This window comes from Verrucomicrobiota bacterium (genome assembly GCA_016871675.1).
GTDB lineage: Bacteria > Verrucomicrobiota > Verrucomicrobiia > Limisphaerales > VHCN01 > VHCN01.
Genome location: VHCN01000005.1, coordinates 80,881 through 87,562 on the forward strand (window position 1 = coordinate 80,881; position 6,682 = coordinate 87,562).

At 65.8% G+C, this 6,682-nt stretch carries 8 protein-coding genes; 5 read left to right on the forward strand and 3 right to left on the reverse strand.

Features of this window, described 5'->3' with window-relative positions; translation table 11 throughout:
- Positions 1-39: 39 nt before the first annotated feature.
- Together FJ386_02385 and FJ386_02390 are read right to left on the reverse strand one after the other, a co-directional pair.
- Entirely contained in the window at positions 40-807 is a 768-nt protein-coding gene (locus tag FJ386_02385) for an HAD family phosphatase (protein ID MBM3875550.1), read from the reverse strand.
- Positions 804-1,343: a VOC family protein gene (locus FJ386_02390; GenBank protein ID MBM3875551.1), complete on the reverse strand. Its 540-nt coding sequence runs from the start codon at positions 1,341-1,343 to the stop codon at positions 804-806. The genes FJ386_02385 and FJ386_02390 overlap by 4 nt, the downstream gene beginning before the upstream one ends.
- On the opposite strand from FJ386_02390, the gene FJ386_02395 reads away from it, so the two are divergent.
- The 4 genes from FJ386_02395 (at position 1,342) to FJ386_02410 (ending at position 5,412) form a co-directional block, all read left to right on the forward strand.
- Positions 1,342-2,169 (forward strand): chromosome segregation protein ScpA, encoded by an 828-nt coding sequence (locus FJ386_02395; GenBank protein MBM3875552.1) that lies wholly within the window; start codon positions 1,342-1,344, stop codon positions 2,167-2,169. The two genes, FJ386_02390 and FJ386_02395, sit on opposite strands and share 2 nt — an antisense overlap.
- Before the next feature lies 1 nt (position 2,170).
- On the forward strand, positions 2,171-2,920 hold the full coding sequence (gene scpB, locus FJ386_02400) for an SMC-Scp complex subunit ScpB (protein MBM3875553.1): 750 nt from the start codon (positions 2,171-2,173) through the stop codon (positions 2,918-2,920).
- 168 nt (positions 2,921-3,088) lie between these two features.
- Positions 3,089-3,724: an RNA polymerase sigma factor gene (locus FJ386_02405; protein MBM3875554.1), complete on the forward strand. Its 636-nt coding sequence runs from the start codon at positions 3,089-3,091 to the stop codon at positions 3,722-3,724.
- Positions 3,721-5,412 carry a hypothetical protein gene (locus FJ386_02410; GenBank protein ID MBM3875555.1) on the forward strand — a complete coding sequence of 564 codons (1,692 nt, stop codon included), beginning with the start codon at positions 3,721-3,723 and terminating at the stop codon, positions 5,410-5,412. Before FJ386_02405 ends, FJ386_02410 begins: the two co-directional genes overlap by 4 nt.
- A gap of 65 nt (positions 5,413-5,477) precedes the next feature.
- Here the strand turns inward: FJ386_02410 and FJ386_02415 are convergent, their stop codons facing one another.
- On the reverse strand, positions 5,478-6,344 hold the full coding sequence (locus FJ386_02415) for a DeoR/GlpR transcriptional regulator (GenBank protein ID MBM3875556.1): 867 nt from the start codon (positions 6,342-6,344) through the stop codon (positions 5,478-5,480).
- Between the two features lie 85 nt (positions 6,345-6,429).
- On the opposite strand from FJ386_02415, the gene FJ386_02420 reads away from it, so the two are divergent.
- The coding region (locus FJ386_02420) for a transcriptional regulator (protein ID MBM3875557.1) at positions 6,430-6,682 on the forward strand (253 nt) is incomplete at its 3' end.

The window sequence follows — 6,682 nt, forward strand, 5'->3', positions numbered from 1 at the left end:
GTAGCGGCCGCGTCGGAACGAGGCGAGAACGAAGGGCTGTCACTCACCCGGCGCGAGCAGCGCGCCCGCATCCGCGTGCCGCGACACGACGTGGTGCGCGCCCGCGGCGGCGAGCGCTTCCCGGGGAAACGACGTGGTGATGCCGATCACCTGCATGCCGGCCGCGCGCGCGCCTTGCACACCCGCCACGGAATCCTCGATCACGCAACACGCCGCGGCGGCGACGCCGAGACGGCGCGCCGCCTCGAGGAAAACATCCGGCGCCGGCTTGCCGCGGGCGACATCGTCCGCGCTGACCACGGCGCCGAAGCGGCGGCGCAAATCCTCCATCCCGAGCACCGCGTCGATGACGACATGCGGTGACCCGCTCGCGACCGCGAGCTTGAAGCGTCCCGCGAGCGATGCGACGAGCGCGGGCAGCGCGTCGAAGACCGGCTTGGACTCGCGGAGAATTTCCAAGAACCGGCGCTGCTTCTGCTCGACCAATTCATCGAGCGGCTCGGGCGGCCGGTGCCGCGCCACGAAGTCCTTCCACACGGTCACATCGGACTTGCCGTAGTAGTCGGGGAAGTGCACGCCGTGCGTCGCCGCGTGGCCAATGGCGGCGAAGACGTCGCGGAACGCGCGCTCATGCACGGGCTCGCTGTCCACGATCACGCCGTCCAGGTCGAAGATGACGGCCGTCAGGGAATCGGATTTCCAATGTCCGATGTTCGATTGCCCGTTGTCGGAGTTCATTCGCTGCCAGCCTCGCTCCAATTCCCGATTGAAAACTGAAATCGAAAGTCTCGCGCCCCCCCCGCTCATTGCGGTCGGTCGAACACCGAGCCCGCCGGCCGCTCGACCAGATGCAGCAGGTTTCCCTCCGGGTCCTTGAAGAAGAGCACGCGGCCGCCGCCGCCCGCGGGCTTTGGGGATTCTGTGAACGTAACCCCGCGGGCTTCAAGCGCGGCGCGGGCGGACTCGATGCTCGCGGCGCGCAGCGCGAGATGCCGCCAGCCTGCGAGCGAGTTGTTCGACGTGTCCGGCAGCGCCGCGGCTGCCGGGTAGATTTCGAGGATCAAGCCGCCGGGAACCTCGACAAAGTAAGCCGCGGGCGACAGGCCGTTGTCGAACACCAGACGCGCCCCGAGCACGCGCAGATACCAGTCCTTCAAGGCCGCGGTGTCGCGCGCGGGCAGGCCGATGTGCTCGGCGGAGAATTCCGGTCCGGTCATGCGCGGGGATGAAACGGGCTGCCCCGCGCGGGGGCAACTGCAAAGTGCGCGCCTGCTCCGCCATTGCCAAAGCGCAGACGCTCGGCCAAGGTTCGCGCGTTCCGCGCCCCGCCGCGGGCGACGCATGGCTGAATACAAAGTCCAGTTCGAGGTGTTCGAAGGCCCGCTTGACCTGCTCCTCTATCTCGTCAAGAAGGAGGAGGTGGACATCCACAAGGTGGACCTCACGCGCATCGCCACGCAGTTCATTGAACATGTGGAGTTGATGCGCGAGCTCGACCTGGACATCGCCGGCGAGTTCCTCGTGATGGCCGCCACGCTGATGTATATCAAAAGCCGCGAGCTGCTGCCCAAGGATCAGCAGGTCACGCCCGAGGGCGAAGAGGACGAGGAGGACCCGCGCTGGGAACTCATCCGCAAGCTCGTCGAATACAAGAAATTCAAGGACGTCGCCACGCGCCTGCAGGAACGTGAGTTCGCGATGGAGGACATCTATCCGCGCGTGCCCGGAAAGCCCGACCTCGCCGTGCCGCCGCCGCGCACGCAGGTGTCGCTGTTCGACCTGCTCAACGCCGTCAATGTCATCCTCAAGCGCGTCGCCGCGCACGAAGTGCGCGACATCTTCGAGGACAAGTGGACCGTCAGCGAGAAGATCGAGCTGCTGCGCCAGCTCCTCGCCCGACTGACCGTGGTCAAGTTCAGCGAGATCTTCGCCGATGCCACCTCGCGCACCGAGGTTGTGGTCACGTTCCTCGCCGTGCTCGAGCTCATCCGGCTCCGGCACATCGTCGCCTCGCAGCCCGAGCCCTTCACCGAAATCGAGATCGCACGCGCGCCCGAGCCGCCACCGGAATCCGGCGGCGCTTCCACGGCAGAATCCGCGCCGCCATCGGCCGTGCCCGCCGCGGAGGCCGATCTGCAATCCGCCACCCCCAATCCACAATCCAACTGACATGGAACTGAAGTTCATCCTCGAGGCGATCCTCTTCTCCGCGCAAAAGCCGCTCAGCGCGAAGGAACTTCGCGACCTGCTCGCCAGCGCCGCGGAACTGCCCGACGAACCCGAGACGCGGCCCTTCAAGAAAGTGAAGGAAGAGGCGCTCACGACGGCGCTCGAGGAACTCGCGCGCGACCACGAGGCCGCGCAACGCAGCTACCGGCTCGCGTGCGTCGCCGGCGCATGGCAGTTCGTGAGCCAGCCCGAATTCGCGCCGTGGCTGCGCGCGTTGCTCGGCTCGCGCAACCGCCCGTCGCGCCTTTCGCAGCCCGCGCTCGAGACGCTCGCCATCATCGCCTACCGCCAGCCGCTCACGCGCGCCGAGATGGAGCAGATTCGCGGCGTGTCCGTGGATGGCGTCATCCAGACGCTCATCGAGCGCAACCTCGTCGTGCAGACCGGCCACGCCGACGTGCCCGGGCGTCCCGGCACCTACGGCACCACGCCGGAGTTCCTGCAGTATTTTGGATTGCGCGCGCTCGACGACCTGCCCGCCGCGGATGAACTGCGGAAGATCGTGGTGAAGAAGCCCGGGCAACTGCTCACCGCCGATGCCGGACTCGCGACCGTTCCGCCCGAGCAGCTTTCCCTTGCGGAAGTCACCGGCCAAACCGCCGAACCGCCGCGCGTCGATCCCACCGCTCCCTCCGAACCGCCCGCCCCCGCCGGCACCGCATCGCGTCCCGGCGAAAGCCCGGCGGCTTGACCGAAGCCGGCGCACGTTTCCTTCGGCGCCACGCCTCGCTGGAATGACCGTCGAGGGTTCACGCGGTTCACGCTGTTTCGGCGTCGTGCGGATCGAATCTTGTGGGCCGCTGCCCAGATCACACGACAGGCTGGCCAAGCTCGCATCCCGCGCCTACAGTGCCGCCTCATGAATTCCTCCGCGGAAGCCGAGCTGCTGGCACGTTGCCGGCGTGGCGAGGCGCGCGCGTGGGACGAGCTCTTCGACCTCCACTACGCGGCGGCCGGCCGGTTCGTCGCGCAGTTGGCGCCGGACTTTTCGCGCGAGGACGTCGAGGAAATCTGCCAGGAGGCGTTCCTCTCGGTCATCAAGCACATCGCCACGTTCCACGGCGGCAGCGCGGTGCAGACGTGGATTTTCCGGATCGCCGCGAACAAGGCGCGGGATTACCGCGAGAAAATCCGCGCCGCCAAACGCGGCGGCGGACAGCTCACGCTTTCACTCAACGCCGAGGACGCAGAGACGGGGCTCACGCTCGATCCGCCGAGTCCCGCGCCGTCGCCGGACACGTCGCTGCTCAAGGCCGAGTGGATCGCGCTGGTCGGCGTCGCGCTCGACGAGCTCGGTGGCCCGTGCCAGGAAATCATTGAACTGCGCTACTTCGCCGACTTGAGCTACGAGGAGATCAGCCAGTCGCTCCAACTCAACGAGAAGACCGTCAGCTCGCGCCTGAGCAAGTGCCTCGACAAACTGGAAGCCGTCCTCCGGGCCAAACAAAAGCGGGAGAAATCCGCCGTTTCCCCGTCCAACCCACAGTTTAAATGAACCGCGAACCCGACCGTCCGATCGAAAAGGCCTTGCGCGACTACGGCCAAAGCCGGGCGCACCAAGCCGCGCCCGCGGAACTGCATCCGGCCACGCGCGCCATGCTGCAGGCCGAAGTGCAGCGCGCCATCGCCCAGCCGCTCGCGGCCTCGAGCGAGGAGGCGACCCGCAACTTCGCGAGACCCTTCGCCACCACGCCGCACCCGCCCAACTGGCTCCCGCGATTCTGGCCTCGGCTCGCGTTCGGCGCCACCGCGCTCGCGGCCTTCGCGCTCGTGCTCACTTTCATCCAGCAGGACAACCGGCGCACCACAACCACCGACAGCGATGACCAGGGCGGGCGCGGCGGGCCGGTAAGCACAGCAACGTCTCCGACCGCGCGACCCGCGCCGGACTTCCTCGGCGACCGCCCGGCCGAGCGCGCCGGTGCCGGCGAGGGCAGCGCACTCGCGGGGCGCGCGGGAGGCGAACCAGTCCGTTTCTCCGCCGGCGGGAGCACCCCGCAGCCAGTGCCTGCAGTCGCGCCGCTCCGCGACAACGCCGGGAGGGAAGTGGTCAATGCTTATCGCGAAGGCGCTCCAAGGCGCGTCGACCGCGAGAAACTCATCGCTCCGGCAAAGGACAAGAACGACAACGGCGTGGCCGTGGCGACGGATCGATTGAACCGCGCCCCTTCCGCCGAGTTGCCGAAGCTGGAGAAGGCGAAGGCTGAGACTGCGACGGTCCGGGATGGCGCGGCACCCGAGCCTGGTTTGCACCTCGCGCCTCCGGCCGCACCCTCAGCATCGCAGGCCTTACCAGCGGTTGAAGCCGGCAAGCCCGCCACTGCCGGGGTTCGACCACAGGCCGAACCCACGATGAACGCGGTACGCAAGGATGCCTTGGCTGCGACGGTCACGCCTGCAGCCGGCACGACCGCAATAGGAGGTTTCTTCGCCTCCGACAAGGCGCTGCGACAGGAATTCTCGCAGGACGAGACGCGGGCGAAGTTCCGCCGCAACCTGCTTTCTCCGCCGATGCCGGACGTGCTTACCAACTTCCGACTCGAAAGCGACGGCAACCGAGTCGTCGTTACCGATGCAGACGGCTCGACTTACTGGGGAGTTGTCACCCCGGCGACGGGAACCGACGTGCAGTGGTCCGACCGGGAACTCGGCGAGGCCAAGAAGCGCACCCTTGACGAACTTCAGAAACAGGTCCGAGACCTTCCGGCGGTCACAACCGGTCGCCTGAACGAGGCTGATTCCAAGCTCAAGGCATCGGAAGCCGCGCCCGGCGCGACGTTTTACTTCCGGGCGGCGGGGACGAATCGCACCTTGAATCAGCCGGTGGTGTTCACGGGTGTCTTTGTTCCGCAACCCCGGGACTCCGATGCCGAGCGAAACCTCCAAACGAGCCCCGGCAGTCATATGAACGAATCGATCGACAAACGTCAGCGCCAGCGGTTGACGGACCCCGCGCCGGCTGCGCGTTCCGTCGCTTTGCCGGCGCAACAACCGGGATCGCGCGGCCTCGCCCCGCTCACACCTGCGAGCGGGCCGTCGCCTCAGGCGCTCGGCCTCAACGTCTCGCCGACCAACACCGTCGTGGACCTCCCGCAGGGCATCACCCCCGCTGCAACGCGAGTGCAAGGCACTGCCGTCATCGGCAAAGACCGCATCGAAATCAACGCGACACCCAGAAAGTAGAAACGCGTTTCGCCCGGCCCAACCGAGTCAAAACGCTGTTCAACGCCCCCCGCGAGCCGTGCCGATTACAGAACGTGGACGGGCAATTCGTCTGAATCATCCTGCGCCTCAAGCATCGCTTTCAGTTCCTTGGCCGACGGGGCGGGCAATTCCGGCATTGGTTCCACCGATTCTCCGCGCGCGACCACGACGTGGACTTTGCGGCTCCTCAGCAATTCGAGGAAGGGCTCCGGCGCGGCGGGGTCGGTGACGACGACGTCGATGATATCCAGGTCGCAGAGCTTGGAAATGGATTGCCGGCCGAATTTGGTGGAGTCCACGCAGAAGATCACGCGTCGGGCGGCGTTGATCATGGCGCGCTGGATGTCGATGAGCAACCCGTGCGAGTTCGTGATGCCCGCCGCCGTGACGCCGCCGCAACTCATGATCGCCACGTCGGCGCGGATCTTCGAAAACGCCTCCACCGCCAGCGGGCCGACCAGGACGCCGAGTCGTGGATAGATCACGCCGCCAGAAACGACCACCTCCAGTTTGTGCGCCGTGGAAAACAGATTCGCCACGGGCAGGGAATTGGTGAAGACCTGCGGCCGCTTCGCCTCCAAGTGTCTAGCCACATGGTAGCATGTCGTGCCTGCGTCAATTATGACCGTTTGGTTCGGTGAAATCAGGGCGGCGCAAGCTGCTCCGATGGACTCCTTCTCCGCGAGTTGATGCGTGTCCCGCGCACTAAACGTGTATTCGTCCGACTTCGGGTTCACCAATCGGGCGCCCCCGTGAGTTCGGCACACTGAGCCCTTGGATTCAAGGAAGGTCACATCACGCCGGACAGTCGAAACGGACGCATCCACGAGCTCGGAAAGCTCCTCAAGCGAGGCGAACTCCACCTTCACAAGGTGTTCTGCGATACGAGTTTGTCGCTCTTCTGCCGTCATGTATGGAAGCACAGTGATAGAAGTTGAAAGATTTTGCAAGAAATCATTTGACTATTTTTCAAAAACTGACAGACTCGGTTTCGTAATGGCTGTCGTCACTCAACCGTTGCCGCCTCGGGCTGTCATCGAGCATCTCGTCAGGCAGTCCGTTTATGGCAGGCTGGGTAAGCCGCTCCCGCGCAAGGCTTCCGCTCCTAACCCCCTCGTCGTGAATGTCAGCGCTCGTCACTGCCACCTCACGCCCGAGGCGGTGGAAGCCCTTTTTGGCAAGGGCCACCAACTCCAAGTCCACAAGTGGCTTTATCAGGACGGCCAGTTCGCGGCAAAAGAGACCGTCA